Genomic DNA, 17,492 nt, shown 5'->3' with positions numbered 1-17,492 from the left:
TATAGTACTATGTTGTTGTAATCATATTGTTACCTAAATGTGAGACATGAAATCTTTTTTTCGTAATAAAATAGTTGCTAGAAAGGAAGAATTACATACATGCTGTTTGATACACACGCACATCTGAATGCGGATCAATTTAGTGATGATCTAAAAGAAGTGATTGAAAGAGCAAAGGAGGTAGGAGTTTCTAATATTGTGGTAGTGGGTTTCGATAGGCCGACTATTACGAAAGCGATGGAATTAGTGGAGACGTATGATTTCATGTATGCGAGTATTGGGTGGCATCCCGTAGATGCGATCGATATGAAGGATGAGGACCTGGCTTGGATCGAGGAGCTTGCTTCCCACCCAAAAGTGGTAGCATTAGGGGAAATGGGCTTGGACTACTACTGGGACAAATCTCCGAAAGACATACAAAAAGAGGTATTCCGAAAGCAAATTGCTTTAGCGAAAAAAGTAAAACTACCCATTGTCATTCATAATAGAGACGCGACACAGGATATCGTCGATATTTTAAGGGAAGAAAATGCCCAAGAAGTAGGAGGGATTATGCATTGCTTTAGCGGAAGTCCAGAAACGGCTAAAGAATGTGTTGAAATGAACTTTTACATATCACTAGGTGGACCAGTTACTTTCAAGAATGCAAAAAAACCGAAAGAAGTGGCTGAGCAAATCCCGTTGGATCGACTTTTAATTGAGACGGACTGTCCATATCTGGCACCGCATCCTAACCGTGGAAAAAGGAATGAGCCGAGCTATGTCAAATTGGTTGCGGAGGAAATTGCGCAGCTTAAAGAGATCAGCTATGAAGAAGTTGCCAGAATTACAACCGAGAATGCAAAAAAAGTATTCGGCATAAATTGATAAGGGTTTTTGTCGATTTATAGGGGAGCTTGTCCGGAAAATTCCTAATTCCAAAAAGTTCTACAATTCTTTTTATGAACATAGGATATCCTTGTCGACAAGTCTTCCTTTTCAAGATCGGAATGAGTATGCATAATTGGAGATACGTTCTGAAAAAAGGGTGTAGGTTTGACAGTCGATAGAGAACTCTATATAATCACCGGAGAGGAAGGGAGGAGTTTTTCATCGTGAGTAAAAACATGAAAAACCTGTTTTCCAAGTCTTTTAAACGAAGGAGACTGACCATTGCAATTAGTAGTTTGATAGTTTTTATTGCAGTAACAGGAACAATGTTCTATCACGGAACAAAGAAGACAGTAGCGATATCCATTGATGGTCAAGAAAAAATCGTTAAAACACATGCAAATACGATTAACGATATTTTAAAAGATTTGGAGATAAAGGTATCTGCAGAAGATTACCTATATCCCTCGGGAAGCACCGAGGTAAAAGATCAGCTTCAGGTTGTATGGAAGCCTGCGAAGCAGATTACATTGATTCAGAACGGTAAGGAAAAGAAAATCTGGACTACAGCAGAAACTGTAGGTGAACTGTTGAAGGAAAGTAAGCTAGAAGTAAAGAAAGAGGATCACATTACCCCATCCTTAGACACTGAGCTTCAAGGCAATATGAAAGTAGCCTTTGAAAAATCGTTTTTACTTCATATGGTAGACGGAACAAAAAAGGTTAATCAAGTATGGTCCACTTCGACTACGGTCGCTGACTTTTTAAAACACCAAGGAATTGTCCTAAATGAATTAGACCGTGTTGTACCAGGGTTACAAGATTACGTGCAAGAAAATGGCACAGTAAAAATCGTGAGAGTAGAAAAAGTCACCGATGTAGTGGAAGAACCAATTAACTTCGCAGTCATTTCGAAAAAAGACAGCTCTCTATCCAAGGGTAAAGAGAAGGTTGTCACAGAGGGTAAAAAAGGCATAAAATCAAAGCAATTTGAAGTCATCAAAGAAAATGGCAAAGAGGTAAAACGAACTTTGCTTTCCGAAAAAATACTAAAAGAAAAACAAGATCAAGTGGTTGCTGTGGGAACGAAGGTACTCGTTGCACAGGTTTCTCGTGGAACTAGTGAGAATTCTTCTGGTCGTGAATTGTATGTGAATTCAACTGCCTATACAGCGAATTGTAGTGGTTGCTCAGGGGTTACGGCTACAGGGTATAATCTGAAAAACAATCCTAGTGCCAAAGTTATCGCTGTCGATCCAAGCGTGATTCCTTTAGGAACTAAAGTGTATGTTGAAGGATATGGATATGCAGTTGCAGCTGATACAGGGTCAGCCATTCGTGGAAACAAGATTGATGTATTTTTCTCATCGAAGTCTCAAGCATATAAGTGGGGCGTACGTAAAGTTAAAATTCGAATCTTGAACTAATCAGATAACAGAGGCAGAGGGAGATCATCCTTCTGCTTTTTTTGCTTGTAGATTTAAATAATTTTTGAATGAAAACATGATAAGGGTATAATAGAAAAGATATTTATTTACGTCATATTATTAGACGTTTCATACTAGCTAAAGGTTTCAATATTTTGGAGGAAAAATGAAAATTAAAGAAATAATCGTCGTCGAAGGTAAGGATGATACTGTCGCGATAAAGAGGGCACTTGATGCGGATACAATCGAGACCAATGGTTCTGCTGTAAGCGATTTTACTATTGAACAAATTAGGCATGCCCAAGAAAAAAGAGGGGTCATCATCTTAACGGACCCTGACTATCCGGGGCAACGGATTAGAAATATCATTTCATCAAGGGTTGAAGGTTGCAGGCATGCTTTTATCGCAAAGGAAGATGCTTTACCTAAATCGGGTAAAGGGATTGGTGTCGAACACGCTTCTCCTGATGCCATTCGGGCTGCACTTAAGGATGCGCAATTAATGCGGGATGAAATCATGGAAGAAATAACTCATCAGGATTTGCTAGATGCAGGTTTAGTGGGTGGGCCAGGTTCAAAGGAACGACGCGAAAAATTGGGGTACAAGCTTAAAATAGGGTTTACAAATGGCAAACAACTGTATAAGCGCTTAAATATGTTCAATATTACGAAAAGCGCATTCTTACAAGCAATGGATGAAATAGAGCGGGAGGAACAACATGCTTAAAGATATCGCAACACCCATACGCACAAAAGCGATTTTAGAGAAATATGGATTTTCATTCAAGAAAAGTTTAGGGCAAAACTTCTTGATTGATACAAACATATTACGAAACATTGTAGACTATGCAGGTTTAACAAAAGAAAGTGGAGCTATTGAAATTGGACCAGGAATCGGTGCGTTAACCGAACAACTGGCAAAGGTGAGTAAGAAAGTAGTCTCATTTGAAATCGACCAGCGACTGCTGCCGATTTTAGAAGATACACTATCTCCTTATGACAACGTAAAGATTATTCATCAAGATGTGTTAAAAGCGAATGTAAATGAAGTAACGGAGAAAGAATTTGAAGGCATTTCAGATTTAATGGTTGTAGCAAACCTACCCTACTATGTGACAACACCGATTATCATGAAATTATTAGAAGAGGGGCTGCCTATTCGTGGGATTGTCGTCATGCTTCAAAAAGAAGTAGCGGACAGGATCTCTGCAAAGCCTGGTACAAAAGAATATGGATCTCTTTCCATTGCCATCCAATATTACACAGAAGCTGAAACGGTCATGATTGTACCTAAAACGGTGTTCATGCCGCAGCCAAATGTGGATTCGGCGGTCATTCGTTTGACGAAAAGAGAGAAGCCGCTGGTCCAAGTAAAGGATGAGACGTTCTTCTTTACGGTGACAAGAGCAAGTTTTGCCCAAAGACGAAAAACCATCCAAAACAACTTAACGAGTCAGCTGCCTCAAGGAAAAGAAAAGAAGGATGCGTTATTAGCTGCTTTAAATCGTGCAGGGATTGAACCAGGACGTAGGGGGGAGACTCTTTCTATCGAAGAATTTGCCCGATTAAGTGATGAGCTTTATTCTGACTTTTATACGCGGAATTAACACTAGTGTAAAATGAAGGGTCTGTCCAAGAGGGCAGGCTCTTTTCTACGCCCATTAAAAAATGGGCAAAGTAGGAAATCAGCGTAATGGCCTATTTTATGAATGAAGCATGAGCGAAACTTTGCCTCTGTCCTCGCCTCAGGGCTAGCCTTGAGGCGAGTTTTCTAATCTTAAAGCCCCAATCCAAGCGTCACCGAATTGAAGGTATATGCATAGCCTATGAAGAGAATAAATTTGACGGCGTACAATATGCTCTGTCGAGAGGTGAGATCATGAGCATTCAAATTAATGATGTGGTTGGAAGGATTTCTTATAAATGTGACGTTTTATTTAGGGTCATTGATATACAAGAGGTCAATGGAATAAAAGAAGCCATACTATTTGGGGAAGATATACGATTGATTGCAGATGCGCCTTTTGATGATCTAACTCATGTTGGCTCTGATATGAGAAATGAATGGAAGCACAAAAATGAAGAACTTATAGAGCAGTCATTTAAATTGTTTTCCCAAGATATTCAACTTCTAAGGCAGAAGTATAGGTATGATGTAACTCAAGGTTATAAGCAAACTACTGAATATTTTCAAATGCCAGGAAAGGTTCTTCATATGGATGGAGATCCCAACTACTTAAAAAAATGCATGGATATGTACGAGAAAATTGGTATACCAGTTCAAGGAGTAACTTGTGATGAAAAAGAAATGCCGCATCGAATCATTTCCTATATTGAAAAGTTTCGACCGGATATTTTAGTGGTAACAGGACATGATGCCTATTCAAAAGCAAAAGGATCTATGATGGACTTGAATTCATACCGTCATTCTAAGGAATTTGTCCAGACTGTAAGGGAAGCGAGAAAAAAAGTACCAAGCCTTGACCAGCTAGTGATTTTTGCCGGTGCATGTCAATCCCATTTCGAATCCTTAATTCAAGCGGGAGCCAATTTTGCAAGCTCTCCAGCCAGAGTGAATATTCATGCCCTTGATCCCGTGTACATTGTAGCGAAAATCTGTTACACCCCGTTCATGGAAAGGGTGCATGTTTGGGATGCTCTCAAAAACACCCTTACAGGAGAAAAAGGACTTGGCGGAATTGAAACTCGAGGAGTACTACGAACTGGGATGCCTTATAATAAATTTATGGAAAATGAATCATAGCAATAAATGAAAATGTATTGTTATTAAGCTTATAAAGAGTGACTTGTCGTTTCGAGTCACTTTTTTTGTGCATTAATTAATATTCCTTACATAAATTCTATAGGATGGGCAATCCTATAATTATTGGATATGGGGCGAAAATTGCGATTAAAAACCATTGACAAGCATTTTTGAGTACTGATATAATTTTATATTTTGTTTGACGGTTTGTACGAGTATGTGATATACTACACTTAGTGAGGTGGACCGATCATGCCGAAAACTTTAGCTGATATTAAAAAAGCGCTTGACTCCAATTTAGGAAAAAGGCTTGTTTTAAAAGCGAACGGTGGAAGACGTAAAACTGTGGAAAGACTTGGCACATTAGCTGAAACTTATCCATCCGTTTTTGTCATTGAGCTCGACCAAGATGAAAATGCATTTGAAAGAGTCTCCTACAGCTATGCAGATGTTCTTACAGAAACGGTAGAATTAACATTCTTTGACGAAGCAGCAGGGAATATGGCTTTAAGCGGGCAGTAAACAAAAATGTTTACTGCTTTTTTATTTTTCGTGAAAATGGATAATACTGATAAAATAGATTTGTATGATGGTGCTGGAAATAAATAAAGCTCCTTTGAATTCATGAAAAAGGACTAACTTTCACAAACTATAACTGTCACTGCATGCATAGGGGGTAGAAGCTTTGGGTCGACGTAGAGGTGTCATGTCTGAAAGGTTCAAGGAAGAGCTCGCTAAAGAGTTAGGCTTTTATGATGTAGTTCAAAAGGAAGGATGGGGCGGAATCCGTGCAAAAGATGCCGGGAATATGGTGAAACGTGCCATCCAGCTTGCTGAGCAGCAGCTTATGCAAAATCGCTAAACCTTTGAATGTTTATCTGGAAGATTTACCAACTCATTAATAAACATGCAAGTGACGGATAAAGGCCAAGGCATTTGCTTTGGTCTTTTCTGTTCCTATCAGAATTTTATCTTGGGAAGACTTGTTGTAGTTTTCGTGTAAGTGTCACAAGTAAGAACAAAGTATAAGAACAATTAGGCTCTCGTCAGTAATTCATGGCGCTTGCCAGGTTTTAAAATACATATGATGTGAAAGGGTCTTTTTTCATTTGCTTAAATAGGAAAAACACTTTGTATTGTGTGTAGATATGGTAAAATAGGACAAGAACTTTTTATGAACGTAGGTGAAGATATTGAAGCTAATGGAGAAGGCACCTGCCAAGATCAATCTTGCATTGGACGTGCTTTATAAAAGGCCGGATGATTATCACGAAGTAGAGATGGTCATGACAACGGTTGATCTTGCAGATCGAATCGAACTAGCGGAAATAGCAGGGAAAGATATTAAGATTATCTCACACAATCGATATGTACCGGATGATAGCCGAAATCTAGCCTATCAAGCCGCTAACCTATTAAAGCAGAGATACAACATTCCTAACGGCGTGGCCATTACCATTGAGAAAAACATTCCTGTAGCAGCTGGTCTAGCAGGAGGGAGCAGTGATGCTGCGGCTACGCTACGGGGGTTGAATAAACTTTGGAAATTAGGATTGAGTCTGGACGAGTTAGCTGTATTAGGCGCAGAAATTGGATCGGATGTATCTTTTTGTGTCTATGGAGGAACTGCATTAGCCAAAGGGCGCGGGGAGATAATCACGCATCTACCAACACCACCGAGTTGTTGGGTTGTTTTAGCAAAACCGACCATTGGTGTTTCAACTGCAGATGTATATAAGCGATTAGATTTGCAAAATGTCCAGCACCCTAATGTACCCAAAATGATTGAGGCAATAAAGGATCATGACTTTAAAAGTGTATGCTCCCATCTAGGGAATGTTCTTGAGAATGTGACCTTGTCTCTTTATCCAGAGGTACATCATATTAAGGAACAAATGAAAAAATTCGGAGCGGATGCCGTATTAATGAGCGGAAGTGGACCTACAGTATTTGGATTAATCGAACATGACTCTAGAATGAACCGAGTATATAACGGATTACGAGGTTTCTGTGAACATGTATACGCAGTAAGATTGCTTGGAGAACGGAACCCTCTTGAATAAAGACGTATATTAATGTAAGATTGATATAATAATATTCGGATTTGAAGGAGGTTTTCTGCTTTGAAGTTTCGTCGTAGCGAGAGATTAGTGGATATGACCAACTATATGTTAGAGCATCCAAGTCAGCTAGTGCCGCTCACATTTTTTGCCGATCGGTATGGATCTGCAAAGTCTTCCATCAGTGAAGACTTGACCATCATCAAGGAAACGTTTGAACAAAGGGGAATCGGAACCCTTGTGACTGTTCCTGGGGCCGCGGGTGGAGTTAAATATATCGTCAACATCAACAAGGAAGAGGCAGAACGCTTCATTGGTGAAATGTGCGAAGTGATGGAAAAGCCAGAACGCCTTCTTCCAGGTGGCTATTTGTATATGACTGATATTTTAGGCGATCCGCAATTTGTAAATAGAGTCGGACGTCTAATTGCTTCAGCCTATTCAGGAAAGCAAATTGATGTCATCATGACGATGGCTACTAAAGGGATTCCTATCGCCTATGCTGTTGCCAATCACCTAAATGTTCCGGTTGTGATTGTAAGAAGAGACAATAAGGTGACGGAAGGTTCGACGGTTAGTATCAATTATATTTCTGGTTCATCAAAAAGAATCCAGACTATGTTACTTTCAAAACGAAGTCTTGCCGTTGGTTCCAAGGTATTGGTAGTAGATGACTTCATGAAAGCTGGCGGCACGATTAACGGAATGGTAAGCCTGTTAGAAGAGTTTGACGCTGTGGTAAGCGGAATCGCTGTACTCATCGAGTCAGAGGATACAGAGGAACGTTTAGTTAAGGAATATATATCTTTATTGAAATTGTCTGAAGTGGATACTAGGGAAAAGAAGATTTCTGTTCAAGCTGGGAATTATTTTGAAAAATCAAAAGAAACCATTTACTAAGGGGGAACTCTCATGAAAGCCATCCAAACAAATCAGGCGCCTGCTGCTATAGGTCCTTACTGTCAAGGGATTGTCGTTAATAATTTGTTTTATAGCTCAGGTCAAATCCCTTTAACAGCTGAAGGGATAATGGTTGAGGGTGATATCACAGAACAAACGCATCAAGTCTTTAAGAATCTAAATGCAGTCTTATTGGAGGCAGGAGCTTCTTTTGAGACAGTCGTTAAGGCAACAGTCTTTATTAAGGACATGAATGATTTTGCTGCTGTGAATGAAGTTTATGGTCAATATTTTTCTACTCATAAGCCAGCACGTTCATGTGTTGAAGTGGCAAGATTACCAAAAGACGCACTAGTAGAAATTGAAGTGGTTGCTCTGGTGAAATAAGGGAAGCTAACACTCGTGAATTATTCACGGGTGTTTTTTTATTTATAGGGGAAAAACACTATTTCGTCTTAGGATTCTAGAGGTTCAGGGGGAAATATTTATATTTTTTAAATATTTTAAAAATTTTTTGAAATAATTTCATTAAGAAGAAGGAAAAAGGAATGAATGTGTTGAATTATTCTACTCAAGTTGTTATTTAGGGAAAAGGTGGTGAACAGAATGGAAGTAACTGACGTAAGATTACGCCGCGTGAATACGGAAGGTCGAATGAGAGCCATTGCCTCTATTACTTTAGACAATGAGTTTGTCGTACATGACATCCGTGTGATCGATGGTAATAATGGCCTTTTTGTAGCAATGCCTAGCAAACGCACTCCTGATGGAGAGTTCCGTGACATTGCTCATCCTATTAATTCTTCTACCCGCGGTAAGATCCAAGACGCAGTATTGGCAGAATACCACCGCCTTGGTGAACTTGAAGGTATCGAAGAAGTTGAATTAGAAGAAGCAGGAGCATCTTAATTCATCCTCATACTTAATACAACACCAGGAGCCTACTTCATAGTACGGCTCTTTTTTATTTTCCCCAGAATAACCTCGTTAAACATTTTTACTTTGAAAATTATCCTTTTTTTATACATACATACCAAAATAACACCTCCAAAAAAAGGCATTGTTCTGACAAATATATGTACATATCTTTGTTTCCTTGAAAACCTTCTGTTTTTAAGATATATTTTTAGATGGATAAAAAGGTAAACGGAGGCGTGTTATGAATAATCGCTTTGCAGTAATCTTGGCTGCTGGACAAGGTACTCGAATGAAATCAAAACTATATAAAGTATTGCATTCAGTATGCGGTAAGCCAATGGTACAGCACGTTATTGACCATGTTTCATCCCTTCATATAGAAGAAATCGTTACGATTATTGGACATGGAGCTGAAAAGGTACAAGCTCAACTAGGTAATAGAAGTAAATATGCTTTACAAGAACAGCAGTTAGGGACTGCGCATGCAGTGATGCAGGCAGAGAACCTATTAGCAGGTAAAAAAGGAACAACGCTTATCATATGTGGAGATACTCCGCTGATTAAGGCTGAAACAATGGAAGCATTGATCAGACAACATGAGGAACAAGGCGCAAAAGGTTCTGTTTTGACAGCTTACGTAGAAGATCCTACAGGCTATGGAAGAATCATTAGAAACACAGAAGGCTTTGTTGAAAAGATTGTCGAGCATAAAGATGCTAGTGAAGAAGAGAAACTGGTTAAGGAAATCAATACAGGCACATATTGCTTTGATAATGAAGCGCTATTTGCCGCGTTGAAAAATGTTTCGAACGATAATGTTCAAGGTGAATATTATCTTCCTGATGTGATAGAGATTTTAAAATCAAAAGGTGAAATCGTATCTGCTTATCAAACGGATGATTTCGAAGAAACATTAGGAGTCAACGATCGAGTGGCTCTTTCACAAGCTGAACGTACTATGAAGCGCCGCATCAATGAGCAGCATATGAGAAATGGCGTCACGATTATTGATCCTGAAAACACATATATAGAGGCTGACGTAGTAATTGGAACAGATACTATTATCTATCCAGGCTCAATAATTGGTGTTGGAAGCAAAATTGGCAGTGAAGCTATGATTGGTCCACATTCAGAAATTAAAAACTGTATCATTGGTGATCGCACTGTTATTCGTCAATCTGTTGCTCATGACAGTGAAGTCGGCTCTGATGTCGCGATTGGACCTTTTGCCCATATTCGACCAGCTTCACAAATTTCTGATGAAGTAAAGATTGGGAACTTTGTCGAGATAAAAAAGGCTGTCTTTGGTAAAGGGAGTAAAGCTTCTCATTTAAGCTATATTGGCGATGCTGAAGTAGGAAATGATGTCAACATTGGCTGTGGATCCATTACAGTCAACTATGATGGAAAGAACAAGCACTTAACTAAAATCGGTGACGGTGTGTTTGTGGGATGTAACTCAAACCTAGTAGCCCCTGTTTCCGTGGGAGATGGAGCATACATCGCAGCAGGTTCAACCATTACGGAAGATGTTCCAGGAGAAGCCTTAGCTGTTGCCCGTGCAAGACAAGTGAACAAAGAGGATTATGTTAAAAATTTAAAATTTAATAAATAAACCATTGGAGGTTCATCATGTCAAATCAGTATTTAGACCCTAATTTAAAGCTTTTCTCGTTAAATTCCAATCCAGGACTTGCTGAAGAAATCGCAAAAGTGATTGGAGTAGAATTAGGGAAATGTTCCGTAACGCGTTTTGCTGACGGGGAAATTCAAATTAACATTGAAGAAAGCATCCGTGGCTGTGATGTGTTTGTTATCCAGTCTACTAGCCTTCCTGTCAACGAACACTTAATGGAATTATTGATCATGATCGATGCTTTAAAACGTGCTTCTGCTAAAACCATCAATATCGTCATGCCGTATTATGGCTATGCACGTCAAGATCGTAAAGCTAGAGCTCGTGAGCCTATCACTGCTAAGTTAGTAGCCAATCTATTGGAAACTGCGGGTGCTATGCGCGTTATTACACTTGATTTACATGCTCCACAAATCCAAGGTTTCTTTGATATCTTGATCGATCACTTAATGGGTGTTCCTATTTTAGCGGATTACTTCAGAAATAAGGACTTGAATGATATCGTTATCGTATCACCAGACCACGGTGGGGTTACACGTGCACGTAAAATGGCTGATCGTCTAAAAGCTCCTATCGCTATCATTGATAAACGTCGTCCTAGACCAAATGTTGCTGAGGTTATGAACATTGTAGGTAACATTGAAGGAAAAACTGCCATCCTAATCGATGACATCATTGATACGGCAGGAACTATCACACTAGCTGCAAATGCACTAGTTGAAAACGGTGCAAAAGAAGTTTATGCATGCTGTACTCACCCGGTATTATCTGGTCCTGCAATTGAGCGTATCCAAAACTCTAAAATTAAAGAATTGGTTGTTACAAACTCCATTGCATTACCTGAAGAGAAGAAAATTGAAAAAATTAAAGAACTTTCTGTTGCTCCATTGATCGGGGAAGCGATTATCCGTGTCCACGAAGAGCAATCTGTAAGTACATTATTTGATTGATTATTATAAGACTTGCCTTTTTAGGCGAGTCTTTTTTATTTGGCTGATTTCGTAAAGTCTGTGTTCTCTTAGTGTGATTTAACTTTAATAATCTGAGTTGATTGTAGCGGAGGGCACTTTCCTCCTCGAAAATGCATACGCATTTCCTTCGTGCGGTGATTATTCGAGGAAGCTTATTCAAAGTCCTGCGGGAAATAGAGGGAAGTGGGAGACCCCACAGGCGGTAACGCAGAGAAGGCTCCCACCCTCCCCGCGGAAAGCAAGTACCTGGAGTGGAAATCAACGGGCAAGCTTTATAAACTATTGGAATAGAGCCTTTTATTTAGAATGACGTTACAACAATTGATTACCAATTTTTTCTTCATGTTTAGATGCTGCGATAATAGGGCAATTTTTATAGTATGGGTATTCCAATTTTAATTGTAAAAGAGGAAGGTGTCTTATTATGGGTCAAGCAGCTTTAGCAGCTCAGGAAAGAACAAAGTCGAGTCGATCTTCATTACGTGAATTAAGAACAAAAGGTCATGTTCCTGCAGTCGTGTACGGTAGTAAAAAAGAAAGTAAAGCTATTTCTGTTGATAGTTTAGAATTAACCAAAACAATGAGAGAAGTAGGCAGGAACGGAATTATTACGTTAGATGTAAATGGTTCTTCTGAAAACGTCATGTTGACTGATTATCAAATCGATTGCTTGAAGAATGAGTTTATCCATGCAGACTTTTTTATAGTGGATTTAAACGCAGATATCACTGCAAACGTACGAATTAACTTAACAGGTGATTCAGCAGGTGTGAAAGACGGCGGTGTGATGCAACAATCCCTACATGAACTTTCTATCACGGCAAAACCAAATGATATTCCAGAATCTATTGATGTGGACGTGTCGAACTTACAGGTTAATGAAGTGGTTACTGTAGGCGACATTAAGAACCAGTATAAAATTGACATCAATCATGATGAAACTGAAACGATTGCGTCCATCCTACCTCCAAGACAAGAGGAAGAGATTAATTCTGGAGAGCAACAAGATGGAGGAGTACCTGATCATGAAGAAGGCAGGGAAACGCCAGCTTCCGAAGAATAAACAATCGAATATATCTAGTTACTCAGAACGGTTTCTCTAGGGAGGAGCCGTGCTATAATAGGCGTAGCCAATAGGTTGCGCCTTTGCTATTTTTAGAAAATGGTCTTATATTTAAGGATACATAAAAGGAAATCCCACATTATTGATGAATTAGTAAGAATGGAAGTTATGATTGAGGTGTAAAAATGAAAATCATTATCGGGTTAGGTAATCCAGGTAAACAATATGATAGAACAAGACATAACATAGGGTTTGAAGTAATCGATGCCCTCTCAAAGAATTGGGGAATTGAGCTTGATCAAGCAAAGCATAAAGGAATTTATGGGGTAGGACATGTGAATGGTGTAAGGGCATTACTTTTGAAGCCTTTAACCTATATGAACCTTTCTGGAGAAAGTATTGGGGCTGTCCTGGATTATTTTAAAGAAGACATAGAGAATATCGTTGTTCTATACGATGACTTAGATATGCCTGTCGGGAAAATTCGTTTACGTCAAAAGGGCAGTGCTGGCGGCCATAATGGTATAAAGTCTACGATTGCACATCTTGGAACCCAGGAATTTAATCGTATTCGTATCGGAATAGGTCGTCCATCCAATCCAATGCCAATATCTAACTATGTATTAGGCCGTTTTATGGAAGAGGAATGGATCGAAATGGAGCATGTCATTAAGAAATGCGAAGCGGCGTGCGAAGACTGGTTAAAGCAGCCTTTCTTACAAGTAATGAATGGACACAATGGGTCATAATATAAAAGAAATTGAATTATATCAAGGTTTAGATAAAGTTCTGTAGCTCCATGATTAAAAGGATAGGTTTCGGCTTATACTAAGCAATAAATGCAAAAAAGGGGGTTCCTATGGCTCTCCATTATTCTTGCAGGCATTGCGGTACAAGTCTTGGGAAACTTGAGCAAAGCATCGTGAATTCGGAACAGCTCGGTTTTCACATGCTCAATGAAGAGGAAAGAAAAGACTTTATCACATATACCTCAACCGGTGATATCCATGTAAAATCCATTTGTTCCGATTGCCAAGAAGCATTCGAACGAAATCCGGATTTACATAGTGTCGATTATCTTATTCAATAGGAAAAAAGCTTTGGATTATGGTCCAAAGCATTTTTCCATTTCTGACTATAAACTTTAATAAATATCTTTAGACAGCCTAAAGGATGTTCAATGTAGGGGTCGTAAGTAGGGAGTTAGAAGTTCAATTAAGGCAGCTTCAAGCGAAAAAAGGCTCTTGCCAAGTATCAAACAGAGGGGGTTCATATGAACGGGTTAAACCATATTTTCACAAACAATGATGACATCCAATCAATATTGACTGGGTTGGATGGCGGAATAAAAGAGCAGTTAGTAGCGGGGCTATCCGGCTCTTCAAGGTCCTTACTAATCTCCTCCCTTTATAAGGAGAAGAAGAAACCAATCTTGGTCGTTACATATAATCTTCTTCAGGCCCAAAAATTATATGAAGACTTGCTAACCTTTGTCGAAGAGGACGAGGTCTATATATATCCTGCCAACGAGTTGATTGCAGCAGAGTTAAGTATTGCCAGTCCAGAGCTTCGTTCTCAACGAATTGAGGCGTTAAATTACTGGTCATTACATAATAAAGGAATAGTCCTTGTCCCCATGGGCGGTTTTCGAAAACTATTGCCTCCAAAAGAAGTATGGATGGGAAATCAACTTTCTTTCTCCCTTGGTGATGAAGTAGACCCTGAATCACTTCTGAACCAATTTATTCAGATGGGATACCATCGTGGCGATATGGTAACATCACCGGGTGAATTCAGCATGAGGGGTGGAATCATTGATATCTATCCATTAACTGAGGCCAATCCCATCCGAATGGAATTGTTTGATACAGAGATTGACTCGATCCGTACGTTCTCCATAGAGGATCAAAAATCGATGGGAAAATTGAACACAGTTTCCATTGGCCCTGCCACAGAATTATTGCTGGATAACAGTCATATCACAAAGCTTGTTGATCAGCTAAAGTCCGGTCTTAGTACAAGCTTGAAAAAGCTGAAAACAGACAAATCCAAAGAGTTGCTCGCGCAAAATATTAGTTATGAGCTAGAGCAATTAAACACAGGAATAAGGCCAGAACAAATTTATAAGTATCTAAGTTTAGCTTATGAAAAACCTGCTAGTTTGCTAGATTATTTACCCTCTCAAGGAATCGTGGTCCTAGATGAGATCAGTAGAATTCAAGAAATGGCGGAGTCTTTGGAAAAAGAAGAGGCAGAATGGTATACGAGCCTTCTTGCAGAAGGGGCCATAGTCCATGATGTGAAAATCTCTCACGATTTACAAGACTTGGTGCCAAAGTCCAGGCACCAATATATTTACATGTCTCTCTTTTTACGACATGTTCCTTTTACAAGCCCACAGAACATTGTTAATTTCACCTGTAAGCAGATGCAAAACTTCCACGGACAAATGAACGTGTTCAAAACGGAAACCGAAAGATGGAAAAAAGGGAAATTTGCTGTCGTTGTACTTGGAGTAGAGGAAGACCGTATATCAAAGCTACGGAGTGTATTGGCAGATTATGATATTGAAGCGGCTGTACTGAACAAGTCAAGTGAAATCTTGCCGGGTAAATTACAAATCACTGTAGGGAGTTTACAAAGTGGCTTTGAGTTACCTATGCATAAGCTTGCCATAGTTACAGAACAGGAATTGTTTAATAAACGTCCTAAAAAAACGGTCCGGAGACAGAAACTATCAAATGCCGAACGTATTAAAAGCTACTCAGAGCTTAAGGTCGGCGATTACGTAGTTCACGTTAACCACGGGATTGGAAAGTATTTAGGAATAGAAACGCTTGAAATCAATGGAATTCATAAAGATTATTTAAATATCCGCTATCAAGGAACGGATCAACTGTATGTTCCGGTGGATCAGATTGACCTGGTACAGAAGTATGTAGCTTCTGAAGGTAAAGAACCTAAAATGTATAAACTGGGTGGCAGTGATTGGAAACGCGTGAAGAGCAAAGTGCAATCTTCAGTACAGAACATTGCAGATGACTTAATTAAACTTTATGCAGAACGTGAAGCTTCTAAAGGGTATGCTTTTTCACCAGATGGAGAAATGCAAAGAGATTTTGAAGCGGCTTTTCCTTATAAAGAGACAGAGGATCAATTGCGTTCTATCCATGAAATAAAGATTGATATGGAACGGGAAAGACCGATGGACCGCTTGCTTTGTGGAGACGTAGGTTATGGGAAAACAGAAGTGGCTATACGGGCTGCATTTAAGGCCATTGCAGATGGTAAACAAGTAGCTTTCTTAGTTCCTACTACCATCCTTGCACAGCAGCATTATGAAACCATTCGTGAGCGTTTTCAAGATTATCCAATCAATATTGGGCTCTTAAGTAGATTCAGATCGAAGAAACAGCAAACTGAAACACTTAAAGGGGTAAAAGCAGGCACAGTCGATATTGTAGTGGGTACTCACCGTCTTTTATCTAAAGATGTCATTTATCGAGATTTAGGGCTTTTAATCATAGACGAGGAACAACGATTTGGTGTAACGCATAAGGAAAAAATCAAGCATTTAAAGGCAAATGTAGATGTATTGACTCTGACGGCTACTCCAATCCCGCGAACCTTACATATGTCCATGCTTGGAGTCCGTGACCTATCCGTTATTGAAACACCACCAGAAAATCGTTTCCCTGTTCAAACGTATGTTATGGAATACAACGGAGGTTTGGCCCGTGAAGCAATAGAAAGAGAGTTAGCTCGAGATGGCCAGGTTTACTTCTTGTACAACCGGGTAGAAGATATAGCAAGAAAAGCAGAAGAAATTTCCATGTTAGTCCCGGACGCACGTGTGACGTATGCCCACGGTCAAATGTCCGAGCAGGAACTAGAGACCGTCATGTTGGCATTCATGGAAGGTGAATTCGACGTGCTCGTCAGTACAACCATCATTGAAACAGGTGTCGATATACCTAACGTAAATACGTTGATTGTTCATGACGCGGACAAGATGGGTCTTTCTCAGCTTTATCAGCTCCGTGGTCGTGTAGGTCGATCGAACCGAGTCGCATACGCCTATTTTACACATCGTAGAGATAAAGTACTTACTGAAGTAGCGGAAAAAAGGCTACAGGCAATTAAAGAATTCACTGAATTAGGCTCAGGATTCAAAATCGCTATGCGTGATTTATCCATTCGAGGAGCTGGTAATCTTCTAGGGGCAGAACAACATGGATTTATCGACTCTGTAGGTTTTGACCTATATTCTCAAATGTTAAAGGATGCAATTGAGGAAAAAATGGGAGATAAGCCGGTTGAATCGAAGCCTAAGCTAGAAATAGACTTGGAGGTGGATGCATATATCCCTGATTTGTATATTTCAGATGGTCATCAAAAAATAGAAATGTATAAACGATTTAGGGGTATCACATCGATTGAAGAGTTGGAGGAGCTACAAGAAGAATTGGTGGACCGTTTTGGCGAATATCCAGAGGAAGTAAGCTTGTTATTCCAGATTGCACAAATAAAAGTATTTGCTTTGGAATCAGGCATAGAGATCATAAAGCAATCTAAGCAGGACATTACGATTCTCACCACAGAAAAAACTACCAGTGAAATAGATGGCCAGAAAATTTTCCAAGTAAGTAACAAATTTGGCCGGAAAGTTGGATTGGGTATGGATGGCTCCAAACTGAAAATGGTTCTAACTACCAAGGGTATGAAGGCCCAAGAATGGTTGGCAATCTTAGAAGGGCTCATTCGAGGGGTCCAAGATGCCAAAAAGGGTAAAGTGATTAACTAGGTAGTTGTTCATTAGTTTTATGCTTAATTTCCTGTATTCACAGATTCTTCATCTTACGGAAATTAGGGAAAATAGTGTG

Annotated in this window: 17 protein-coding genes; all 17 read left to right on the top strand. The window is 39.5% G+C overall.

What is annotated here, in order from left to right:
* Positions 1–99: 99 nt before the first annotated feature.
* Positions 100–867, top strand: coding sequence for a TatD family hydrolase (locus G3O09_RS18475; RefSeq protein WP_163102918.1), 768 nt, complete (start codon positions 100–102; stop codon positions 865–867).
* Between the two features lie 239 nt (positions 868–1,106).
* Positions 1,107–2,297: a G5 and 3D domain-containing protein gene (locus G3O09_RS18470; RefSeq protein WP_163102933.1), complete on the top strand. Its 1,191-nt coding sequence runs from the start codon at positions 1,107–1,109 to the stop codon at positions 2,295–2,297.
* 166 nt (positions 2,298–2,463) lie between these two features.
* A complete protein-coding gene (rnmV, locus tag G3O09_RS18465; protein WP_163102917.1) occupies positions 2,464–3,024 on the top strand; it encodes a ribonuclease M5 in 561 nt (186 codons plus the stop codon).
* Positions 3,017–3,904, top strand: coding sequence for a 16S rRNA (adenine(1518)-N(6)/adenine(1519)-N(6))-dimethyltransferase RsmA (gene rsmA / locus G3O09_RS18460; RefSeq protein ID WP_163102916.1), 888 nt, complete (start codon positions 3,017–3,019; stop codon positions 3,902–3,904). Before rnmV ends, rsmA begins: the two co-directional genes overlap by 8 nt.
* 272 nt (positions 3,905–4,176) lie before the next feature.
* Positions 4,177–5,061, top strand: coding sequence for a sporulation peptidase YabG (gene yabG / locus G3O09_RS18455; RefSeq protein WP_163102915.1), 885 nt, complete (start codon positions 4,177–4,179; stop codon positions 5,059–5,061).
* Between the two features lie 252 nt (positions 5,062–5,313).
* Positions 5,314–5,583, top strand: coding sequence for a biofilm formation stimulator Veg (gene veg, locus G3O09_RS18450; protein WP_108672137.1), 270 nt, complete (start codon positions 5,314–5,316; stop codon positions 5,581–5,583).
* A 163-nt stretch (positions 5,584–5,746) separates the two neighbouring features.
* A complete protein-coding gene (locus G3O09_RS18445) occupies positions 5,747–5,923 on the top strand; it encodes a small, acid-soluble spore protein, alpha/beta type (protein ID WP_108672136.1) in 177 nt (58 codons plus the stop codon).
* 331 nt (positions 5,924–6,254) lie between these two features.
* The gene (gene ispE / locus G3O09_RS18440) at positions 6,255–7,124 is read left to right on the top strand and encodes a 4-(cytidine 5'-diphospho)-2-C-methyl-D-erythritol kinase (RefSeq protein WP_163102914.1); all 870 of its coding nucleotides are present in this window, start codon (positions 6,255–6,257) and stop codon (positions 7,122–7,124) included.
* A gap of 60 nt (positions 7,125–7,184) precedes the next feature.
* Entirely contained in the window at positions 7,185–8,021 is an 837-nt protein-coding gene (purR, locus tag G3O09_RS18435) for a pur operon repressor (protein WP_163102913.1), read from the top strand.
* Between the two features lie 12 nt (positions 8,022–8,033).
* Entirely contained in the window at positions 8,034–8,408 is a 375-nt protein-coding gene (gene ridA / locus G3O09_RS18430; RefSeq protein ID WP_163102912.1) for a 2-iminobutanoate/2-iminopropanoate deaminase, read from the top strand.
* 219 nt (positions 8,409–8,627) lie between these two features.
* Positions 8,628–8,930: a septation regulator SpoVG gene (gene spoVG / locus G3O09_RS18425; protein WP_108672132.1), complete on the top strand. Its 303-nt coding sequence runs from the start codon at positions 8,628–8,630 to the stop codon at positions 8,928–8,930.
* A 250-nt stretch (positions 8,931–9,180) separates the two neighbouring features.
* Positions 9,181–10,554 (top strand): bifunctional UDP-N-acetylglucosamine diphosphorylase/glucosamine-1-phosphate N-acetyltransferase GlmU, encoded by a 1,374-nt coding sequence (gene glmU / locus G3O09_RS18420; protein WP_163102911.1) that lies wholly within the window; start codon positions 9,181–9,183, stop codon positions 10,552–10,554.
* Positions 10,555–10,571: 17 nt separating this feature from the next.
* Positions 10,572–11,525 carry a ribose-phosphate diphosphokinase gene (locus G3O09_RS18415; RefSeq protein ID WP_163102910.1) on the top strand — a complete coding sequence of 318 codons (954 nt, stop codon included), beginning with the start codon at positions 10,572–10,574 and terminating at the stop codon, positions 11,523–11,525.
* Positions 11,526–11,970: 445 nt separating this feature from the next.
* Positions 11,971–12,609 (top strand): 50S ribosomal protein L25/general stress protein Ctc, encoded by a 639-nt coding sequence (locus G3O09_RS18410; RefSeq protein WP_163102909.1) that lies wholly within the window; start codon positions 11,971–11,973, stop codon positions 12,607–12,609.
* 185 nt (positions 12,610–12,794) lie between these two features.
* On the top strand, positions 12,795–13,358 hold the full coding sequence (gene pth / locus G3O09_RS18405; RefSeq protein ID WP_163102908.1) for an aminoacyl-tRNA hydrolase: 564 nt from the start codon (positions 12,795–12,797) through the stop codon (positions 13,356–13,358).
* A 110-nt stretch (positions 13,359–13,468) separates the two neighbouring features.
* Positions 13,469–13,699, top strand: a complete 231-nt coding sequence (locus G3O09_RS18400; protein ID WP_163102907.1) for an anti-sigma-F factor Fin — start codon at positions 13,469–13,471, stop codon at positions 13,697–13,699.
* 183 nt (positions 13,700–13,882) lie between these two features.
* On the top strand, positions 13,883–17,413 hold the full coding sequence (gene mfd / locus G3O09_RS18395; RefSeq protein ID WP_163102906.1) for a transcription-repair coupling factor: 3,531 nt from the start codon (positions 13,883–13,885) through the stop codon (positions 17,411–17,413).
* The last annotated feature ends 79 nt before the right edge of the window (positions 17,414–17,492 follow it).

Source organism: Peribacillus alkalitolerans (assembly GCF_010882125.1).
Classification (GTDB): domain Bacteria; phylum Bacillota; class Bacilli; order Bacillales; family DSM-1321; genus Bacillus_BN; species Bacillus_BN alkalitolerans.
Note: the sequence above shows the minus strand (reverse complement) of the source record. Positions and strands in the feature narration are given on the sequence as shown.